Origin of the sequence: Streptomyces sp. NBC_00299 (assembly GCF_036173045.1) — a bacterium.
GTDB lineage: Bacteria > Actinomycetota > Actinomycetes > Streptomycetales > Streptomycetaceae > Streptomyces > Streptomyces machairae.
Genome location: NZ_CP108039.1, coordinates 7,496,605 through 7,514,085, shown reverse-complemented (window position 1 = coordinate 7,514,085; position 17,481 = coordinate 7,496,605). Strand labels below are relative to the sequence as shown.

At 70.9% G+C, this 17,481-nt stretch carries 18 protein-coding genes; 9 read left to right on the top strand and 9 right to left on the bottom strand.

Going from position 1 to position 17,481, the window contains the following annotated elements:
- Positions 1 to 84 precede the first annotated feature (84 nt).
- Genes OHT51_RS33535 through OHT51_RS33520 form a run of 4 tightly spaced genes read left to right on the top strand, consistent with a single transcriptional unit; the run spans position 85 to position 6,629 of the window.
- Positions 85 to 948, top strand: coding sequence for a glycosyltransferase family 2 protein (locus OHT51_RS33535; protein WP_328882654.1), 864 nt, complete (start codon positions 85 to 87; stop codon positions 946 to 948).
- Positions 945 to 1,967, top strand: coding sequence for a glycosyltransferase family 2 protein (locus OHT51_RS33530; protein ID WP_328882653.1), 1,023 nt, complete (start codon positions 945 to 947; stop codon positions 1,965 to 1,967). Before OHT51_RS33535 ends, OHT51_RS33530 begins: the two co-directional genes overlap by 4 nt.
- Positions 1,964 to 2,764: a polysaccharide deacetylase family protein gene (locus OHT51_RS33525; protein ID WP_328882652.1), complete on the top strand. Its 801-nt coding sequence runs from the start codon at positions 1,964 to 1,966 to the stop codon at positions 2,762 to 2,764. The genes OHT51_RS33530 and OHT51_RS33525 overlap by 4 nt, the downstream gene beginning before the upstream one ends.
- Complete coding sequence (locus OHT51_RS33520) at positions 2,757 to 6,629, top strand: lipopolysaccharide biosynthesis protein (RefSeq protein WP_328882651.1); 3,873 nt, start codon at positions 2,757 to 2,759, stop codon at positions 6,627 to 6,629. Before OHT51_RS33525 ends, OHT51_RS33520 begins: the two co-directional genes overlap by 8 nt.
- A gap of 21 nt (positions 6,630 to 6,650) precedes the next feature.
- Here the strand turns inward: OHT51_RS33520 and OHT51_RS33515 are convergent, their stop codons facing one another.
- Positions 6,651 to 8,063, bottom strand: coding sequence for a GH39 family glycosyl hydrolase (locus tag OHT51_RS33515; RefSeq protein WP_328882650.1), 1,413 nt, complete (start codon positions 8,061 to 8,063; stop codon positions 6,651 to 6,653).
- Between the two features lie 178 nt (positions 8,064 to 8,241).
- On the opposite strand from OHT51_RS33515, the gene OHT51_RS33510 reads away from it, so the two are divergent.
- Both OHT51_RS33510 and OHT51_RS33505 read left to right on the top strand, forming a co-directional pair.
- Positions 8,242 to 9,336 carry a DUF5925 domain-containing protein gene (locus tag OHT51_RS33510; RefSeq protein WP_328882649.1) on the top strand — a complete coding sequence of 365 codons (1,095 nt, stop codon included), beginning with the start codon at positions 8,242 to 8,244 and terminating at the stop codon, positions 9,334 to 9,336.
- A gap of 23 nt (positions 9,337 to 9,359) precedes the next feature.
- Positions 9,360 to 10,130 (top strand): DUF72 domain-containing protein, encoded by a 771-nt coding sequence (locus OHT51_RS33505; protein ID WP_328882648.1) that lies wholly within the window; start codon positions 9,360 to 9,362, stop codon positions 10,128 to 10,130.
- Positions 10,131 to 10,283: 153 nt separating this feature from the next.
- Here the strand turns inward: OHT51_RS33505 and OHT51_RS33500 are convergent, their stop codons facing one another.
- Positions 10,284 to 10,652 (bottom strand): GntR family transcriptional regulator, encoded by a 369-nt coding sequence (locus OHT51_RS33500; protein WP_328882647.1) that lies wholly within the window; start codon positions 10,650 to 10,652, stop codon positions 10,284 to 10,286.
- 71 nt (positions 10,653 to 10,723) lie between these two features.
- Between OHT51_RS33500 and OHT51_RS33495 the strand changes: the two genes are divergently transcribed.
- Both OHT51_RS33495 and OHT51_RS33490 read left to right on the top strand, forming a co-directional pair.
- A complete protein-coding gene (locus tag OHT51_RS33495) occupies positions 10,724 to 11,653 on the top strand; it encodes a GNAT family N-acetyltransferase (protein ID WP_328882646.1) in 930 nt (309 codons plus the stop codon).
- On the top strand, positions 11,634 to 12,137 hold the full coding sequence (locus OHT51_RS33490) for a DUF402 domain-containing protein (protein ID WP_328882645.1): 504 nt from the start codon (positions 11,634 to 11,636) through the stop codon (positions 12,135 to 12,137). Before OHT51_RS33495 ends, OHT51_RS33490 begins: the two co-directional genes overlap by 20 nt.
- On the opposite strand, the gene OHT51_RS33485 is transcribed toward OHT51_RS33490, so the two are convergent.
- On the bottom strand, positions 12,134 to 12,772 hold the full coding sequence (locus OHT51_RS33485; protein WP_328884531.1) for a class I SAM-dependent methyltransferase: 639 nt from the start codon (positions 12,770 to 12,772) through the stop codon (positions 12,134 to 12,136). The genes OHT51_RS33490 and OHT51_RS33485 overlap by 4 nt on opposite strands.
- Before the next feature lie 149 nt (positions 12,773 to 12,921).
- Here OHT51_RS33485 and OHT51_RS33480 point away from each other — a divergent pair, with 149 nt between their 5' ends.
- Positions 12,922 to 13,059, top strand: coding sequence for a hypothetical protein (locus OHT51_RS33480; protein WP_328882644.1), 138 nt, complete (start codon positions 12,922 to 12,924; stop codon positions 13,057 to 13,059).
- 28 nt (positions 13,060 to 13,087) lie between these two features.
- On the opposite strand, the gene OHT51_RS33475 is transcribed toward OHT51_RS33480, so the two are convergent.
- The 6 genes from OHT51_RS33475 to OHT51_RS33450 form a co-directional block, all read right to left on the bottom strand.
- Positions 13,088 to 13,549, bottom strand: coding sequence for a GNAT family N-acetyltransferase (locus OHT51_RS33475; RefSeq protein WP_328882643.1), 462 nt, complete (start codon positions 13,547 to 13,549; stop codon positions 13,088 to 13,090).
- A gap of 135 nt (positions 13,550 to 13,684) precedes the next feature.
- On the bottom strand, positions 13,685 to 14,158 hold the full coding sequence (locus OHT51_RS33470; protein ID WP_328882642.1) for a hypothetical protein: 474 nt from the start codon (positions 14,156 to 14,158) through the stop codon (positions 13,685 to 13,687).
- A gap of 13 nt (positions 14,159 to 14,171) precedes the next feature.
- Positions 14,172 to 15,101, bottom strand: a complete 930-nt coding sequence (gene ku / locus OHT51_RS33465) for a non-homologous end joining protein Ku (RefSeq protein ID WP_328882641.1) — start codon at positions 15,099 to 15,101, stop codon at positions 14,172 to 14,174.
- Positions 15,102 to 15,248: 147 nt separating this feature from the next.
- On the bottom strand, positions 15,249 to 15,374 hold the full coding sequence (locus tag OHT51_RS33460) for a DUF6207 family protein (protein ID WP_328882640.1): 126 nt from the start codon (positions 15,372 to 15,374) through the stop codon (positions 15,249 to 15,251).
- Between the two features lie 137 nt (positions 15,375 to 15,511).
- On the bottom strand, positions 15,512 to 15,973 hold the full coding sequence (locus tag OHT51_RS33455; protein ID WP_328882639.1) for an ArsI/CadI family heavy metal resistance metalloenzyme: 462 nt from the start codon (positions 15,971 to 15,973) through the stop codon (positions 15,512 to 15,514).
- A 27-nt stretch (positions 15,974 to 16,000) separates the two neighbouring features.
- Positions 16,001 to 17,362, bottom strand: a complete 1,362-nt coding sequence (locus tag OHT51_RS33450; RefSeq protein WP_328882638.1) for an NAD(P)-binding domain-containing protein — start codon at positions 17,360 to 17,362, stop codon at positions 16,001 to 16,003.
- Positions 17,363 to 17,481: the final 119 nt, after the last annotated feature.

The window sequence follows — 17,481 nt, the reverse complement described above, 5'->3', positions numbered from 1 at the left end:
TACGTGAGAACCCCCCTTTCGAACCGGACACAATGCCGGGCCGCCCAGGGGCGGGCGGTCCACCGGACGAGAGGGACCAGACTCATGAGTTCTTTTCTGCGCCCGGCGGTCGCGGACCAGAGTCCGTCAACTGTCGGCAAGTACCGGCCCGTCTCCATGCACCTGGCCATCGCACCACCGGTCAGCGTGGTGATCCCGGCCATGAACGAGGCGGAGAACCTTCCGTACGTCTTCAAGACACTGCCGGACTGGATACACGAAGTGGTCCTGGTCGACGGCAACTCCACCGACAACACCGTCGAGGTGGCCCGCGAGCTGTGGCCTGACGTCAAGGTCGTGCGGCAGCGCGGCAAGGGCAAGGGGGATGCCCTGATCACCGGGTTCGAGGCGGCCACCGGCGACATCATCGTGATGGTCGACGCGGACGGCTCGGCCGACGGCAACGAGATCCTGTCGTACGTCTCCGCCCTGGTCTCGGGCGCGGACTTCGCCAAGGGGTCCCGCTTCGCCAACGGCGGCGGCACCGACGACATGACGCCGATCCGCAAGCTCGGCAACTGGGCACTGTGCACGGCGGTCAACCGCAAGTTCGGTGCCCGCTACACTGACCTCTGCTACGGCTACAACGCGTTCTGGCGGCACTGCCTGGACAAGATCGACCTCGACTGCACCGGCTTCGAGGTGGAGACCCTGATGAACATCCGGGTCGTCAAGGCGGGCCTGAAGGTGCAGGAGATACCGAGCCACGAGTACCTCCGCATCCACGGCACGAGCAATCTGCGGGCCGTGCGCGACGGGCTGCGGGTGCTCAAGGTGATCCTCAAGGAGCGCTCCAACCGGCGTGCTCTGCGCCGCCGCACCGCCGCGGCGCACTCCCCGACGCTCGGCTCGGTGCCGTCGGTTCAGCCGGCGCACCCGGTTCACTCGGTCCGGGGAGAGGCGTCTTGAGCGGTCCCGACATCTCCGTCGTGATCTGCGTGTACACCGAGGACCGCTGGGAGGACATCCTCGCGGCGGTCTCCTCGGTGCGGGCGCAGTCGTATCCGGCCCTGGAGACGCTGCTGGTCGTCGACCACAACGAGGCGCTCCTGGACCGGCTGACCAAGGAGTACAAGGAAGCGACCGATGTGCGGGTGTTCGCCAACGCGGGCCCCCGTGGCCTGTCCGCGGGCCGCAACACCGGCATCGCCTCCTCGTACGGCGAGGTCATCGCGTTCCTCGACGACGACGCGGTGGCCGAGCGGGACTGGCTGAAGCACTTCGCGGCCGGGTACGCGGACCCGCGTGTCATGGCCGTCGGCGGGCGCACCGAGCCGATCTGGGAGTCGGGGCGACGACCGGCCTGGTTCCCGGAGGAGTTCGACTGGGTGGTCGGCTGCACCTACCGCGGCCTGCCACGCGGGCTCGTGAAGGTGCGCAACGTCCTCGGCGGCAACGCCTCCTTCCGCCGTACGGCGTTCGACTTCGCGGGCGGCTTCGCCAGCGGCATCGGACGCGACGGCGACCGGCTGCCGCTGGGCTGCGAGGAGACGGAGCTGTGCATCCGCCTGACCCGGGCCAAGCCCGACGCGGTCCTGCTGATCGACGACCGGGCGGTGATCCATCACAGGGTGCCGGGGCCGCGGGAGCACTTCCGGTACTTCCGCACGCGCACCTACGCCGAGGGGCTGTCCAAGGCCCTGGTGGCCCGAAGTGTCGGCGCCGACAAGGGCCTTGAGTCGGAGCGCCGGTACGCCACCCGGGTCCTGCCGGCCGGAGTCGCGCGCGGGCTGCGGGACGCCGTGCTGGCCCGGCCGGGTGGGGCGGGGCGGGCCGGCGCGATCGTCGCCGGGGTGCTCACGGCCGCCGGTGGGTACGTGGTGGGGAGTGTCCGGGTCCGCCGGGGCGGCGTTACGTACTCGGTGGCGGGGACCGGAGCGGGAGCCGGCGGCGAGGGGGCAGCCGGCGCAGAGGGGGGCAGCAGATGACCGACACGCGCGTGCCGATCCTGATGTACCACGCCGTCTCCACCTCGCCGAACGACGCCACCCGCGAACTGTCGGTGGCGCCGGAGGCGTTCGCGGAGCAGATGGCGCTGATCGGCGACCTGGGCCTCACGCCCGTCAGGACCGCCGACCTCGCCGCGCGCTGGCGCTCGGGCAGGCCCTTGCCCGAGCGGCCGGTGCTGATCACCTTCGACGACGGCTACGAGGGCGTGCACCGGCACACCCTGCCCGTGCTCACCAAGCACGGCTTCGCGGCCACGGTGTTCGTCTCCACGGGCTGGCTGAAGGGCCCGCACGACATGGGCGGCGGCCTGGACACCATGCTCGACTGGGACCAGGTCCGCGAACTCGCCGGGGCGGACGTCGAGATCGGCGGCCACAGCCATACGCACCCCCAGCTCGACCAGCTCCCGGACGATCAGCTGCGCTCCGAGCTGATCCTGTGCAAGGAGATCATCTCGGACCGGCTGGGCAGCGTCCCGGCCTCGTTCGCCTACCCGTACGGCTACTCCAGCCGCCGGGTGCGCGAGGCGGTGCGCGAGACGGGGTACGACCAGGCACTCGCCGTCAACAACGGTCTGGCGCGGCGCCGGCAGGGGCCGTACGCGCTCACCCGCCTGACCGTGCGCCGCACCACCTCGATCGAGGAGTTCGGGCGGATGGTCGAAGGCCGTGCGATCGCCCGCAGCTTCGCCAGGGACCGTGCCCTCACCAAGGGGTACGCCGTCGTCCGCAGAGCCCGACAGGTCCGCCGGAAGGCCATCCGTTCCCGTGTCTGACACGACGACCACGACCGAGCCCGCATCGACCGACGCGCCGGCGCCCGAGCAGTCGGGGCGCCGCCTTCGCCTGCCCGGCATGGGCGGGTCCTCCGGGGGCAGTCAGCTGTTCCGCAACGCCTACGCCCTGATGATCAACACCGGTGTCTCGGCGGTGCTGGGGCTCGGCTTCTGGCTGGCCGCCGCCCGCTACTACTCCGAGTCCGCGGTCGGCCAGGGTTCCGCCGCGATCGCCGCGATGAAGTTCCTCGCGGGTCTGACCGCGGTGACGCTGACGGGCGCGCTGGCCCGGTTCATCCCGGTCGCGGGACGTAAGAGCGGTCGCCTGATCTTCCGGACGTACGCGGGCAGTTGCGTGGTCGTGGCCCTGGCCGCGGGGGTCTTCCTGCTGACGCTGGACCTCTGGGGGCCGTCGTACCGGTTCCTGGGCGGGCCGGTCAACGGGCTGTTCTTCGTCGTGGCCGTCATCGCCTGGAACCTGCTCACGCTCCAGGACGGGGTGCTGACCGGGCTGCGCAGGGCGGTGTGGGTGCCGGTCGGCAACACCGTGTTCTCCGCGGTGAAGCTGGCTCTGCTGGTGGCCTTCGCGGTGGCGATCCCGACCGCCGGTGTCTTCGTGTCGTGGGTCGCGGCGATCGCGGTGTCCGTACTGCCGCTGGGCTGGCTGGTGTTCCGGCGTCTGGTGCCGCGCCATGTGAAGGCCACCGAGGACCGCATCAGTCCCCCGTCCCTGAAGGAGATCGGGAAGTTCCTGGCCGGCGACTACACCGGCTCCCTGTTCTCCCTCGCCGTGGTCTATCTGATCCCGGTGATCGTGGCCGCGCAGGTCTCCGCCGAGGACAACGCGTACTTCTACATCACGGCCACCATCGGCGGCACGGTCAATCTGCTCGCCATCAACATGGGCGCCTCCCTCACGGTCGAGGGCTCGCACGACCCGGGGCGGCTGGCCGCCAACACCCGGGCCGCGCTGAAGCGCATGGCGCGGATCATGGTGCCGGTCGCCGCGATCCTGTTCTTCGGGGCGCCCTGGATCCTGGGCGTCTTCGGCCAGGGTTACGCGGACGCGGCCACGCCGCTGCTGCGCTGGTTCGCGGCCGGCGCGCTGCTGCGGGTCGTGATGGAGACGTACTTCGCCGTCCTGCGCGCGCAGAGCCGCACCGCCGGGCTGGCCTGGCTGCAGGGCCTGCTGTGCGCCCTGGTGCTGGGTCTGACGCTGCTGCTGCTCCCCCGCATGGGCCTGACCGGCGCCGGTGTCGCCGAGATCGTGTCCCTCGCGGTGATCGTCACGATCGCGGCGCCCAAGCTGTACAAGACGGTGCGGGCGACCTCGGCCGAGGTGCCCGCGGGTGCGGCGCCCGACGGTGATCTCGCCGACCTGGGGGCGCGCGAGGTCGCCGAGGGGGCGCGCAAGCGGGGTCCCGCCTGGGCGCTCGACACCGACACGCTCGCCCTCGGCGTCCACGTCGACTTCGACCACCTGGAACGCCGTCCCGACGTCCGCCCCGGTCCCGGTACGCCGCCCACGGGCACCCCGCCGGTACGCCCGGACCACCGCCCGACCTGGGCACGCAAGCCGGAAGTGGGGTTGCCGGTCGAGGAGCGGGAGCCCGGCTCGGAGGCATCGCTGGGGCCGGCCGAGGTGGACGCGCCCTTCGCCGAGACCGAGTTCGGCCTGGCCGCGAGCGACACGGACGCGAGCGACGGTGCCGTACCGGAGGAGCACGAGGAGGCTGCCGTACGGGAGGAGGCCGTCGCACGGCGGGAGTCAGCCGTACGGGAAGAGCCGCCCATGCACGAAGAGGCCGTACGACAGCCCGCGGCGCCCGCGCTGACCTGGCGTGAGCGGCTGCTGCCCACCCGCCTCGGGGTCGTCCTCGGCTGTCTGCTGGTCGCCGCGCTGCTGCTGTACTGGGTGCCGGCGCTGCGGCTCGGCGAGAGCGACCTGGACAAGATGGGCGGGCTCGGGCTGATCTCCGTGCTGCCGCTGCCCACCCTGGTCGGGGCGGCGCTGCTGACGGTGGTGTTCGCCTCGCTGCTGTGGCTGGGTCGCGAGCACCGGGCGCTGCTGCTGATCACGCTGCTCGCGACGGTCGTGTCGCTGCACGCCCTGCCCGCTCTGATCGAGACCGAGCCGCGGTTCGCGACGGCCTGGCAGCACCTCGGCTTCCTCGACTACATCGACCGCACCGGGTCGGCGGTGCCCGACCTGGACGCGCGCTGGAGCTGGCCGGGCTTCTTCGCGGTGGCCGCGTTCGCCGCGAAGGCCTGCGGGGTCAGCGACCTCAGCGAGGTCATCCGCTGGTGGCCGCTGGCCGTCCAACTGCTGTACCTGGTTCCGATGTTCCTGCTCGTGCGCTCGATGCGGGCGAGCTGGCGCGCCAAGTGGACCGGCATCTGGATCTTCGTGCTCAGCGGCTGGGTGGGCCAGGACTACTTCTCGCCGCAGGGCTTCACGTATCTGCTGTACCTGGTGTTCGCGGCGATCCTGCTGGTCTGGTTCCGTGCGCCACGCGTGATCTGGACGAAGCGGCGGCCCGGCGAGGTCGAGGTCGAGCCGACGGACCGGCGGCAGCGGGCCGTGCTGCTGATGGTCGTGATCGGCCTGTTCGCGGCGAGCGTGCCGGCCCACCAGCTCACGCCGTTCGTGATGCTGGGCGTGCTGACGGCCCTCGTCCTGATCGGCAAGTCGGAACTGCGCGGTCTGCCGATCCTGTTCGGCGTCATGGTGACGGTCTGGATCGGCTTCATGGCCGAGCCGTATTGGTCCGGGCACTTCGACGAGCTCTTCGGCGGGGTCGGCGGCGTGGGCAGTAATGTGTCGTCCTCCGTCTCCGGCCGCATCGAGGGCGGCAGTTCGACGCACAAGCTCGTCCTCTACACACGCGTGCTGCTGGCCGGCGGTGTGATGGCCTTCGCCTGCTGGGGCTGGTGGCGGCGGCGCTTCCACAACTACCGGGAGCGTTCGCTGCTCGTCCTCACCTTCGTGCCGTTCCTGGGCTTCGGCATGCAGTCGTACGGCGGCGAGATGGCGCTGCGCGTCTTCATGTTCGCTCTGCCCGGCGCGGCCCTGCTGGCCGGACTCGCCCTCTTCCCGCGCACCGGCATCACCACGAAGGAGCGCGACAAGGACCGGGTGAGCCTCGCCCCGCTGGCCGCGCTCATGGCGGGCCTGGTGCTCATGGGCGGCTTCCTGGTGGCCCGCTGGGGCAACGAGCCGTTCGAACGGATCCTGCCCGGCGAGGTCGCCGCCATGGATTACGTGTACGCGCACGACGATCCGACGGCGCGGCTGCTGTGGCTGAGCAACGACCCGGTCAACGTCGTGACGCCGTCGATGCCGTGGGGCTCGCGGGACATGGAGAAGGTGGAGTACCTGCCGACGCTGGCGCCGACCGACCCGGTGCTGGTGTCGGGGCTGGTCAAGGCGCTCAAGGACGCGGGTCCGAACTCGTATCTGATGATCAACCGGGGTCAGGTCACCTATCTGCGGATGGACGTGGGCTATTCGGCGACCTGGGAGCCGCGGCTGATCCAGAACCTGGACAAGCGGCAGGAGCTGAGGAAGGTCTTCGCCAACGCCGACGTGACGATGTACGCGCTGCGCAAGCAGCCGGCCGGCGCAGTTGCGAAGGCCGATCCCGGTCCGATCGGGCCGCAGGTGACCTGGACGCCGTGGTCGGTGGTCGGGGGGCTCGCGGCGCTCGCGCTGATCGTGCTGCTGATGGCCCGCGAGATCGTCCGGGTGGCGATGGCGCCGAGTGTGCGGCAACTGCGCTGGCTGCAGAGCAGCTTCTGGTTCTCGCTGCCGCTGCTGGCGGTGCTGCTGGCCTCGCTGGTGCAGCGGTTCCTGACGATCAAGTGAGGAGCGTGACGGTCAAGTGGTTCAGCGCTTGAGCCACTTGACCTCGTAGGCCTGGAGCTCGACCTTCTCGCCGTCGATCTCCGCGTCGGTCTGCCTGTCGAGGGTGTTCACGACGAGGACCGCCTTGTCCGTGGCCAGGACCCGCACATCGGGCTTGTCCACGGACACCTTCTTGTACTCGGTGCCCGGCCGGAACTCCTTGCCGAAGCGGGCCACCAGGTCGTACATGGGCAGCTTCGCACCGCCGCCCGCGGTGTCGGTCGGCGTCCACAGGCACCCGGCGCATGCGGTGCCGCGCTCCTCCTCCGGGTTCCAGTAGAAGGCGGAGGAGGCGCCGCCCTTGGCCAGCGCGATCATCCCGGTGGCCTGTACGGCGACCCGGCGGGCCTCGGACCACTCCTTGCGGTCGTCGTTGCCGTCGGCGGGCTCGACGTAGTACTCGGCCCACCACAGCGGCAGATCGCCGGTCTGCCGGCGCACCCACTGACTGACGGCCGTGAACTTGTCGGTGGCCGTGAACTCGTCGGGCAGCAGCTCGTCGTCCCGGGTGTAGCTGGAGCCGTCCACGACGACGAAGTCGGCGCCGGTCTTGTGCCGGTTCCAGTACGCGAAGGCGTCGATCGTGCGCTGGTCCATGGCGCCCCAGGAGCCCTTCAGCTCCGTCGAGGCCTCCTCAGCGCGCGGGTCGACGCTGTCCATCACGAGGTACGGCCCGCCGACCATGATGTCGGGGTTGACCTTCTTCAGCGCCTTGTGGACGAGGTTGTAGAGCCGGGTGTAGCCCTCGTAGTCCCAGCGGGCCTCGGCGTCGTTCCAGAAGCCCTTGAACTCGTTCCACACGATGAAGTGCCGTACGTCCGGATAGCGCTTGGCGACGGTCACCGCGAGCGCGGCGAAGTCCTCGAAGTGCCCGGGCTCGGGCGGCGTCTCCAGGGCGGCCTGGCTCCAGTTCGTGTTGTCGACGCCGGCCTTGCCGCCCTTCATCCAGTCGGGGGCGCAGCACAGGGTGACGACGGGGGTGCTGCCGGAGGCGCGGATGAAGTCGATGCGGCGGTCCATCGCCTCGAAGTCGTAGCGCCCCTCGACCGGCTCGGGATTGTCGGAGCCCCAGCCCATGATGTGCTGGATCTGCGGCAGCCCCCCGGCGTCCGCGAGCCGTCCCTCGACGCGCTTGACGGCGGCGGAGTCGCCCTCGTCGGCGCTGTACTGGGTGTGCGTGAACCCCCAGCCCACCTCCGGGTTCGTGGCGTCCGGCGTGGCGGTCGGGTTGCCGTGCACCTTGTCGCCGTCGCGTGAGGTGCCGTCGGTGTTCAGACCGTTGCCCGGGAGCGTGTTGAAAAGCGTCACCACCAGTGCCAGAGCCGCCGCGCCCACCCCTAGCAGCGCGGTGAGCCGCCACCGCCCTGCCCCCGAATTCCACCCATGACGTCCCATCAAGGACAACGGTAACGGCGGCGGCATCCGCGCGGGCAGGTTTCGGCAGTGCACGGTCCTGTAACAGGGTGGAGGGGGTGCGCCGGGAGCGTCGGCCCGGGTGGCGGGCATCGTCCGTTGGCGGGGTGTGGCGCGGAAACCGGGTGCACGGGCCCGCCGCTTGACGGATCATGGCCGCATGTCTGCGAACCCACACGACGCTCTGCCGATCAGGCTCAACGTCGACGACAGCGACTCGCCGTCCGACGTCGTCGACGCGCTGTTCCTCGGCCGCTTCGCGACGGGCGAGCAGCCGTACTCGCACGCGGCGAACATCGACCGCGTACGGTCCGGGGTGACGCTCCTGCCGCCGGGCGCCCGTGTGCTGCGCACCGCCCGCGACGACGACCGCAGCGCGACGCTGGCGGAGGGCGACGGCTGGACCGTGCTGATCTCCCGCTGGAACCGGGGCGCCGACGTCACCGTGACGGCGACCAGTGAGGAACTGGCGGAGCGCGTCCTGGGCGAGGCGACGGACGGCGCGGCGGACGAGCCCGAACCGCAGCCGGAGAACGTCACCATGGGCTTCTGGTACGTCTCCCCCAGGCGCGGCCCGCACCGCACGACCCGGCAGATCTCGGCGGGCACGTGGGACGAGGTGCGGACCAACTACACCGCGCCGGTGGCGGACGCGATGGACCGCCTGATGAAGACGACCCCGGAGGACATCGCCGGCCGGCTGCTCCTGCTGCACGGCCCGCCGGGCACGGGCAAGACGTCGGCGCTGCGGACGCTGGCCCGCTCCTGGCGGGACTGGTGCCAGGTCGACTGCGTCCTGGACCCGGAGCGGCTGTTCAGTGACGTCGGCTATCTGATGGACATCGCGATCGGCGAGGACGACTCGACCGGCAAGGGCCGCTGGCGGCTGCTGCTCCTGGAGGACTGCGACGAGCTGATCCGCGGCGAGGCGAAGCACACGGCGGGCCAGGCGCTGTCGCGGCTGCTGAACCTGACGGACGGCCTGCTGGGCCAGGGCCGCAACGTCCTGGTCGGTGTCACGACCAACGAGGACCTGGAGCGCCTCCACCCCGCCGTCGTCCGCCCCGGCCGCTGTCTCGCCCGCATCGAGGTGGGTCCGCTGACGCGCGGTGAGGCGGCCACCTGGCTGGGCACGGAGGAGGGCGTCGGCCGTGAGGGCGCCACGCTGGCGGAGCTGTACGCGCTGAAGCGGGGCACGTCCCCGACGTCGCTGCCGGACCCGCGGGACGGGGCGGACGCGGGGCTGTACCTCTAGCCTTCCGGTGCTTTGATGGTCGTATGACCCTGTTCGTCGGGACGTCGGGGTGGCAGTACCGGGACTGGCGGGGTGCCCTCTACCCCGCCGACGTGCCCATGCGGCTGTGGCTGGAGGAGTACACGCGGCACTTCGCCACGGTGGAGATCAACAACGCCTTCTACCGGCTGCCCACGCGGGAGAACTTCGAGGTCTGGCGTGACCGGGTGCCGGGGGATTTCGTGGTCGGGGTGAAGGCGAGCCGCTACCTCACCCACATCAAGCGCCTCAAGGATCCCGAGGAGCCGGTCCACCGCCTGATGTCCCATGCGGCGGGCCTGGGTGACCGCCTGGGACCGGTCCTCCTCCAACTCCCGCCGACCCTGCGCGCCGACCCCGGCCTCCTCGACGCCTGCCTGGCCTGCTTCCCGTCCGGGACCCGGATCGCGGTCGAGCCCCGCCACGAGTCCTGGTGGACGGCCGGCACCCGCAAGGTGCTGGAGTCCCGGGGTGCCGCCCTGTGCTGGGCCGACGTACAGGCCCGCCCGGTCACGCCCCTGTGGCGCACCGCCGACTGGGGCTACGTCCGCTTCCACGAGGGCCGCGCCCACCCCTGGCCCCGCTACGGCCGGCGCTCCCTGGAGACCTGGGTCGACCGCATGGTTACCACCTGGTCCGACGCCGAGGACATGTACGCGTACTTCAACAACGACCCCGGCGCGGCGGCGGTGGCGGACGCGGTGGCCTTCGGGCGCGCGGCGACGCGGGCGGGGCTGACCGTGACGCGAACGCCGGAGTTCGCGGCACGGCGCTGAACAGGCGGGTCAGGCGTAGTTCACTCCGGTTCGGAGGTGCCCCGGAAGGGGCGCGGGGCAGTGTTCGATGTGCGGCTCCGCCGCGTGGGCGCGACCAGCCACGACGGCGCCGCAGCCGACCACCTGCCCGACTCGGCACTTCCGGCGGAGCGCTCAGCCCCTGTAGGCCGCCCGCAGGGCATCCTGCACCGCGGCCAGCGCATCCGCCTCCGTCAGCCCCAGCCGACGAGCACGCTCGACGTACGCCTGGGCGGCCGACGCGAGCTCCCGTTCCGCGGCGGAGCCCGCCGCGGCCACGAACGTGCCGTTGCGCCCCCGCGTCTCGATCACCCCGTCGCTCTCCAGGGCGCGGTAGGCCTTGGCGACCGTGTTGGCCGCCAGGCCAAGGGACTCCGCCAGCCCCCGCACGGTCGGCAGCCGGTACCCCACCGGCAGCACCCCCGAGCGCGCCTGCTTCGAGATCTGCGCCCGCACCTGCTCGTACGGCGCGGCACTGTCGTCGATGTGGATCTTCAATGTCACAGGCCGATTGTCCCGTACCCGCCGGAAAATGAGAGGCACTCCGGCACATCGCCCGCGTAGCGTGCGGCCACATGACCGTCTCCGTCCGCGATCTGCGTCCCGAAGTCCGAGCCGACGTCGAGGGATTCGTCGGTGTCCGGCACCGCGCCCTCCCGTATCTCGTAGTCACTCCGGAGGCCGTGGTCCACGGCGCCACCCGTGCCCACCCCGACGCCCACGCGCGGCCTCTCCTCGCCGAGGAGAACGGCGAGATCATCGGTACGGCCCAGGTCGGCATCGCCCACGACAGCCCGGAGCCCGGGCAGGGCTTCGTCAACGTGTACGTGCACCCGGAGCGCACGCGCCGCGGCGCCGGCGCGCTCCTGCTGCGCACCGCCGAGGAACACCTGGCCGCCGTGGGCGCGACCGCCCTGTTCGCCTGGGTGCTCGACGAGCCGGACAACCGCGCCTTCGCCGAACGGCACGGCTATAGCGCGAGCCGCTCCGCGCACTTCCTGCGCCTCGACCTGGCGAACGGCACGCTGCCCCCGCTCCAGGCGCTCCCACCCGGCGTCGAACTGCGCACGGCCGCCGACTTCGCGGACGACCCGCGCCCGCTGTTCGAACTGGACGCGGAGGCGACGCTGGACGAACCCGGTGACGTCGACACCGAGTTCACGGACTACGAGGCCTGGCTGGAGGAGACCTGGCGGCACCCGCTGAACAGCCACGAGCTCACCTCGGTGGTCCTCGTCGACGGCCGACCCGCCGCCTTCAGCGCCGCCCGCACGGACGGCGCCACCCGCTACGGCACCGCCATGACCGGCAGCGCCCGCGCCTTCCGCGGCCGCGGCCTGGCCAAGCTCGCGAAGAACGACTCGCTGCATCGCGCCCGCGCCGCCGGGTACACGGAGGCCTTCACGGGCAACGACGCCGGCAACGGCCCGATGCTCGCGATCAACAAGTGGTTCGGCTATGAGGTCTGCGCGACGGAGGTGCGCCATGTCCGCGAACTCGGCTGAGCAGGGACGCCCGCTCGACGTGGTCCTCGTCAAGGGCGGCCGTACGAAGATCCGTTACGAGGCCGAGCTGGTCGCCGACGATGGCACCCGCATCGCCGTCCGGGCCCCCTGGTCCGGCGCCGGGGTCCGCGACTTCGGCTTCGTCCGCTTCGAGCCGGGCGACGTCTTCACGGAGTACTACTGGCGCGACCGCTGGTACGCCGTGAAGGAGGTCCGGGACGCCGCGGGTGCCCTCAAGGGCTGGTACTGCGATGTCACCCGCCCGGCCACGCTGTCCGGCCCCGAGCTGGTCGTCGAGGACCTGGACCTGGACCTGTGGCGGTCCGCGGACGGCACGGACGTACGCCGCCTGGACGAGGACGAGTTCGCCGAGAGCGGTCTGGCGGAGACGGACCCCGCGGCGGCAGAGGCGGCCGTGGCGGCTCTGGACGAGCTGGAGGGGTTCGCCACCGTCGAGGGCGGTCTGGAGTCCCTGCTGGCCTAGGCCGTCGCCACCACGGCGTACCGCTCGTCGTCCACGGCCTTTCCCCACAGCAGCTCGTCGTCCGACAGACGCTCCACGCGCACGTGCCCGACGAGCGGGGCGAGCAGCCCGGTGAGCCGGTCCGCCGTCAGGCCCACGGCGTCGACGGTCCCCCACACGCCCTCGACCAGTACGAACCGCCCTCCCGGGCGCAGCAGCCCGCGCCAGTACCGCAGGACCCGGCCCGGGTCGGGCAGCGCCCACAGGAGGTGCCGTACGAGCACGACGTCGAACCGCTCCTCCCCCACCGGCGGCGCCGCGGCGTCACCGACGAGGAACACCGCGTCACGCCCGGCCAGCTTGGCGCGGGCCAGGTCCACCATCACCGGGGACCGGTCCACCCCCGTGACCCGGTGTCCCTGTTCGGCGGCGAGAAGCGACAGACTGCCGGTGCCGCAGCCGAGGTCGAGGACGTCGGACGCACGCTCGGGCAGCCAGGACCCCAGCCGGAAGGCCCAGGCCCGGCGCACCTCGGGGTCGCGCAGGCCGTGGTCGGGCTCGTCGTCGAAGGAGGCGGCCGCCGCGTCCCAGTCCGTGCCCCTGTCCGGGTCCCTGACCGGGTCCGCCCCTGTGATGGCCTGTTCACCGTTCGTCATGTCGGTCATACGGCCAAGAGTGACACCCGCCACTGACAGTCGAATCGTGACAGCGGCCACTGACAGGACCAGCGGCGATGAGGAACTCTCCCCGCACGGGTCTACCCCCTTGAGAACGAGGAACTCGGTGGACCCTGAAGGAGGCAGCCATGCGCCGTGTGACCGTGCAGAAGCCCCTGAAGAGGACGACGGATGCCCGCCGGATCCGTGAGGAGGCCGACGAGCGCCCCTCGGGACGACCCGAGGTCCGCAAGGACATCGCGCGCACCTGGTGGCCGGACGGCTGAAACGCCCCGACGGCCCCCTCAGACAACGTCAGTCGAGCCGCTTGCGGTAGTGGATGCGGTCGTACGGCCCGTCCACGCGATGCTCGACGGTCTCGTAGCCGTACTTCGGGTAGATCTTCTGGTTCTCCCACATCAACGCGTGCGTGTAGAGCCTGACCTCGGGCAGACCCAGCGCACGCGCGTGTGCGTCCACGAAGTGCAGCAGCCGTCGCCCCACGCCCTGTCCCTGGGCGTCGGGGTGGACGGCGATGTTGTCGAGGTACAGGTGATCCTCGTACGCCTCGACCACGACGAGCCCGACCACGCGCCCCGTGCCGGACTCCTCCGCGACGAACACCTTCCCCTCGGCCACGTTGGCCGCGTGGTCCCGCTCCATGGGTTGCGGGACCCTGCCGATCCGCTCGATGTAGTGGTGGTAGGCGGCGTCGGTCACGGCTCTGACGGCGGGCACGTCGGCGGTGACGGCGGGCCGGATCCCCTCATCGGTCATGCAGGGAACGGTACCTACCTGATCTCCGCCTGAGCACTCCCTCAAGGCCACACGTCCACGTGCGGCTTCTCATCTCATGGGGTGTCAAGCGGGAGCAGGCGCTTCGGGCGCTGTTCGCACCCGGCCGGTGGGATGTCAGCTCCTGGCTCGCCGCCGGGATGCCTCCCCGGCCTGCTCCTGCCAGAACAGCACCAGAAAGAGCACCAGGACATGGTCCTCGGACAGCCGCTCGCTGCCGTCATGCAGCCGCACGCGAATGGGACGAGAGCCGAGTCGGTCGTAGAAGACTTCGAGCGGGCCGATGCCGCGAACGCGGCTGCCGCCTGTGTCATGCCGCAGCTCATAAGGTCCGACGCGCAGCAGGCGGGCACCGAATCTGCTGCATTCACAGTTCCACTGCCCGACCGTGCGCGGTTGGGTGGACCACGTGCGGTAGGTGATTTCGACGCCGCCCACGGCCAGCAAGCTGGTGCTGAGCCGCTTGTACTCAAGCGGCCATGAACCCAGGGCGCGCGGTGTGCTGTCCAGCCACTCCCGACGCCCGTACGAGATCTCCACATCGCCGATGCTCCGCAGCAGCCCCTTGCTGTACGTCAGCTCGATGTCCATGCCGGGCCCCCGCCTAAGCGCTGCGGGGCCGGCGCCCGGCGGTCTTCTTCGCAGTGCCCTTCTTCGCGGCCGTCTTCTTGGCGGGCTGCTTCTTCGCCGGTGTCTTCTTGGCCGTGGCCGCCTTCTTCCGCAGCTCGTGCACCTCGGCCGGGCCTTCGCCGCGGGAGGCCTTCGCCTTGGCCACGGACTCGTTGAGGGCGGCCATCAGGTCGAACACCTTGCCGTCCGTGTCCGCAGGCTCGGGTGCCTCGGGCATGGGCTTGTCCTCGCGCTTGGCTTCGATGATCTGCGCCAGGGCGTCGGTGTACGAGTCGTGGAACTCCGGGCCCTCCAGGGCTTCGCGGGTCATGCTGTCGATGAGCGCGAGCGCACCGTCGATCTCGCTCTCGGTCAGTTCCACGGGCGGCGGCAGCAACTCGGTGGGGTCACGGATCTCGTCGGGCCAGTACATGACGTGCAGCACGAGCGCTTCGTCCCGCACCCGCAGCATGCCCAGGCGCTCGCGCCCGTGCCACGCCCACTTGGCGATGGCAACCCGGGACGATCTGCCGAGGGCCTCGCGCAGCAACTTGTACGGTTTCGCCGCGACCTGCCCCTTGGGGGTGAGGTAGTAGCCGGCGCTGATGCGGATCGGGTCGATGGACTCCAGCGGCACGAACGCCTCGATCTCCACGGCCTTCGCGGTGGGCAGCGGCAGGTTTTCGAGGTCGGCGTCGCTGATCGGGATGATGTGGTCCTTGGCGAGCTCGTAGCCTTTGCCGATCTCGCTCTCGTCGACCTGGCGGTCCTCGATCTCGCAGATCTTCCGGTAGCGGACCCTGCCCATGTCCTCCAGGTGGTACTGGTGGAAGCTGATGCTGTGGCTCTCCGTGGCACTGGCCACGTTGACCGGCACCGTGACCAGGCCGAACGAGATGGCTCCGGACCAGATCGATCGGGGCATGGCAGACCTCCGCAGCTACCCCGAGCAGCACCAGCCTACGAACACCACGTACGCCCCGCATGCGGGCTCGCGGCGCAGGGCCGCGCCGTGGCTCATGCGTCCGGTGCCTGGCACACGTCCAGGAAGCAGCGCACGGGTACACCCTGCTCACTCCCGGGTCGCACGGTTCGCCGGCGCGATCGCCCACCGTTCGGCGAGCAGCTCCTGGCCGGCGAAGGCGGTCGTATCGTCGGCGGCCGCGACCTCCACCACGGCCAGCCCCGGCTCCGCCACATGCGCACAACAACTTTCTTCACGGGTTCAAGACGGCTCGCTCCACTCACCGCGTGCGGCCCGCCCCCGGCCGGGCCTGTGCTCCTGTCTCCGCCCCGCTCCAGCCCCGGCCGGCGCCCGTGCCGCGCTCTGAGCAATCAGCAGCAGCCGCCTGCGGTGACCGGTTCCTTCGAGTCGGTGTCGGCCGAGGCCGGGGTGCAGCAGGTGCTGCCCTGCTGCTTGGCCAGTGAGTTGGCGTCGGCCTTGACGACGTAGACCTCCCAGGGCTCCTGGCCGGGGCCGTGGACCCAGACTTTGTCCTGGAGGGCGTAGCAGCAGGTGGTGTCGTTCTCCTCGGTCGTCGCCAGGCCGGCCTCGCTCAGGCGGGCGGTTGCGGCGTGAACGGCCTCCGTCGACGCCACCTCGACGCCGAGGTGGTCCAGGCGGGTGTCCTCGTCCGGGGTGCCTTCGATCAGGACGAGCTTGAGCGGGGGCTCGGCGATGGCGAAGTTGGCGTAGCCATCGCGGAGTTTGGCGGGCTCGGTGCCGAAGAGTCGGCTGTAGAAGGCGATGGACGCGTCTAGGTCCGGGACTCGCAGGGCCAGCTGTACGCGGGACATGTTGATCCTCCTTGTGCAGGTGTGGGGTCAGCAGCCGCCGGACGTGGGTGCCGGGGCGCCGGCTCCGATCTGGAGGGTGGTGGGTGCGGCGCAGCATCCACCGCCGGACTCCTCGGCGTTCTCCGGCTCGTCGAACAGGCCCGCGCCGCCGCATACGCCCGTTTCCGGGAGGGTGAGTTCGACGCGCTCGGCGGCCTCCTGGTCGCCTGCGAGCGAGGCGGTGATGGAGCGGACCTGCTCGTAGCCGGTCATGGCGAGGAACGTCGGCGCGCGGCCGTAGGACTTCATGCCGACCAGGTAGACGCCCTGTTCCGGGTGGGAGAGCTCGTTGACGCCGTGCGGGTAGACCGTGCCGCAGGAGTGGACGTTGGGGTCGATGAGCGGGGCGAGCGCGGTCGGGGCCTGGAGGCGCTCGTCGAGGCCGAGTCGGAGCTCTGAGAGGAAGGACAGGTCGGGGCGGAAACCGGTGAGGACGATGACCTCGTCGACCGGGTCGAGGCGGCGGCCGTCCTCCGCGACAAGGACAAGCTGGTCGCCGTCGCGTTCCAGGGCCTGTGCACGGAAGCCGGTGACGGCGCTCGCCTGGCCGGCCTCAACGGCAGCTTTGGCGCGCAGACCGAGTGCGCCGCGGGCGGGGAGCTGGTCGGCCTCGCCACCGCCGTAGGTGTTGTCGCTGATTCCGCGGCGCAGGATCCACACCGCGTGTGTGCCGTCGTTCTCCTTCGCGAGGTCGGCGAGGAGGGCGAGGGCGGTGAAAGCGGAGGCGCCGGAGCCGACGACGGCGGTGCGCTTGCCCGCGTACCGGGCGCGAACGGCCGGGTCGCTCAGGATGGGGACGCGATAGGTGATGCGGTCGGCGGTCTTCTTCTCGCCGAGGGCGGGTAGTCCGTCGGCGCCCATCGGGCTCGGGACGGACCAGGTGCCGGAGGCGTCGATGACTGCGCGTGCGGTGAGCCGCTCCTCGGCACCGTCGGCGGACTGGATGTGCACGGTGAACGGCTGCTGGTCGCGGCCGGAGTCGACGATGCGGTCGCGGCCGGCGCGGGCGACGCCGGTCACTGTGGCGCCGTAGCGGACCTTGTCGCCGAGGATTTCGGCGAGCGGCTGGAGGTAGAGCTCGGCCCAGTCGCCGCCGGTCGGGTAGGTGGAGGCGTCGGGGCGGACCCAGCCGGTCGGAGCGAGGAGCTTCTCGGCGGTCGGGTCGATGAGTTCGCCCCAGGTCGAGAACAACCGAACGTGCGACCACTCGCGCACAGCGCTGCCCGCTGTCGCGCCAGTCTCCAGGACCAGGGGTTCGATGCCACGCTCGACGAGATGTGCAGCGGCAGCCAGGCCGATAGGACCGGCGCCGATGACCACGACGGGCAGCTGGTCGGTGAGCGCGTTCACGAGATTCCCCTTTGTTTCGACATCCGTCGATCTCTTGCGCTGCCAAGCATTGCACCTGTATCGACGAGCGTCAACATAGACAATCATCGAAACTGGAGATCGACATGGGGCGGGCAGGC

Bases quoted from the DNA above. Each gene is read 5' to 3' on its own strand.
- OHT51_RS33535 (WP_328882654.1), top strand. From the start codon at position 85: ATGAGTTCTTTTCTGCGCCCGGCGGTCGCGGACCAGAGTCCGTCAACT.
- OHT51_RS33525 (WP_328882652.1), top strand. From the start codon at position 1,964: ATGACCGACACGCGCGTGCCGATCCTGATGTACCACGCCGTCTCCACC.
- OHT51_RS33515 (WP_328882650.1), bottom strand. From the start codon at position 8,063: ATGGGACGTCATGGGTGGAATTCGGGGGCAGGGCGGTGGCGGCTCACC.
- OHT51_RS33510 (WP_328882649.1), top strand. From the start codon at position 8,242: ATGTCTGCGAACCCACACGACGCTCTGCCGATCAGGCTCAACGTCGAC.
- OHT51_RS33505 (WP_328882648.1), top strand. From the start codon at position 9,360: ATGACCCTGTTCGTCGGGACGTCGGGGTGGCAGTACCGGGACTGGCGG.
- OHT51_RS33495 (WP_328882646.1), top strand. From the start codon at position 10,724: ATGACCGTCTCCGTCCGCGATCTGCGTCCCGAAGTCCGAGCCGACGTC.
- OHT51_RS33490 (WP_328882645.1), top strand. From the start codon at position 11,634: ATGTCCGCGAACTCGGCTGAGCAGGGACGCCCGCTCGACGTGGTCCTC.
- OHT51_RS33485 (WP_328884531.1), bottom strand. From the start codon at position 12,772: ATGACGAACGGTGAACAGGCCATCACAGGGGCGGACCCGGTCAGGGAC.
- OHT51_RS33480 (WP_328882644.1), top strand. From the start codon at position 12,922: ATGCGCCGTGTGACCGTGCAGAAGCCCCTGAAGAGGACGACGGATGCC.
- OHT51_RS33475 (WP_328882643.1), bottom strand. From the start codon at position 13,549: ATGACCGATGAGGGGATCCGGCCCGCCGTCACCGCCGACGTGCCCGCC.
- OHT51_RS33470 (WP_328882642.1), bottom strand. From the start codon at position 14,158: ATGGACATCGAGCTGACGTACAGCAAGGGGCTGCTGCGGAGCATCGGC.
- ku (WP_328882641.1), bottom strand. From the start codon at position 15,101: ATGCCCCGATCGATCTGGTCCGGAGCCATCTCGTTCGGCCTGGTCACG.
- OHT51_RS33455 (WP_328882639.1), bottom strand. From the start codon at position 15,973: ATGTCCCGCGTACAGCTGGCCCTGCGAGTCCCGGACCTAGACGCGTCC.